The sequence below is a fragment of the Oleiphilus sp. HI0117 genome (genome assembly GCF_001635235.1).
Genome location: NZ_LWGA01000011.1, coordinates 1 through 1085, shown reverse-complemented (window position 1 = coordinate 1085; position 1085 = coordinate 1). Strand labels below are relative to the sequence as shown.

Genomic DNA, 1085 nt, shown 5'->3' with positions numbered 1-1085 from the left:
GTCAATCACCAACTGGAGAAAGGTCGTTACGATCAATGTAATGCATGTCGTCTTCCAATTACAGAAGAAGATAAATCTAGCGAGCTTTATGTTGAGGGCGTTAGCTGCCCAAGGTGTCACGACATGCACACCGAAGCACAAAAAGCCCGCTTCGCTGAACGACAGAAGCAAATAGAACTCGCTAAGCTGCGCCATGAGAAACACATTGGTGGCGATGTCAGCGAGACGATTGCTCGACGTAAACTTGAAAAGCAAGCAGCAATCAAAGCGCAGCAAGAGAAGTTAAGCAAGTAATACAGTTGGCCTCATTAGCTTATACGGGCGCCTCTTAGCAGGCCTCGTATAACTTTTATCGCAGGTACTTCATTTTTTTGCATACTGGTTCGCCTGAAGTCTCGCAAAACTCGCTATAATTCCCCAGAATAATAGACTGTTTGATACATGGATGCGCAATGAGCAAAATTTCTACCCTCTTTGTCTTATTTCTTGCAATTAGCTTGGGAGGCTGCGCTGCGGTCACCATTACCGAAAGCGGCCCCTCTGACTTCAGATACCGCCCTCATTATGAAGAATCCAAACATTTCTTTTTATGGGGCTTTATCGGCGAGCATCACATTGACGTCACCAAAATTTGTCGCCAACAACCCGTAAAACAAATGCAAAGCAAATACTCGGCAACAGATGTGCTATTTGCCACCTTATCTAGGCTTATACCTCCCCAGAACTGCGAAAGTCTGGTGTGAACTGGAGAATGACGATTCATGAAACAGCTAAATAAATTACTAAGTGCCACCCTGCTAGCGACGACAATAGCGATGAGCCAAGGCTGCGCAGTGATCCATTTTGAAAATGGCGAAGTCGTGCCTGACCCCGTACCGTCTCTATTTGACTTCTCATCAGATGTATCCGAAGACGATTTGGATGCCAGCTCAGGCAAGCGCTACCGCAGGTGGTATCACCACAGCATTTATCAGTTCGCTGAATTAAGCAATGCCCTTGAAACAAGTCAGGTTTGTGTCGGCCTTGACTGGAACCAGGTTACTACTGAGGTTACACCAGTAGATGTGGTGGTCGGCTTGCTGGAT

The 1085-nt window shown here is 46.5% G+C and carries 2 protein-coding genes and 1 pseudogene; all 3 read left to right on the top strand.

Annotated elements, in window-relative coordinates; genetic code table 11:
• Positions 1–294: pseudogene (locus A3757_RS25975) on the top strand (hypothetical protein); the annotation flags it as partial.
• 158 nt (positions 295–452) lie between these two features.
• Entirely contained in the window at positions 453–743 is a 291-nt protein-coding gene (locus A3757_RS00405; RefSeq protein ID WP_082872027.1) for a Bor/Iss family lipoprotein, read from the top strand.
• A gap of 18 nt (positions 744–761) precedes the next feature.
• The coding region (locus A3757_RS00400) for a hypothetical protein (protein ID WP_156506060.1) at positions 762–1085 on the top strand (324 nt) is incomplete at its 3' end.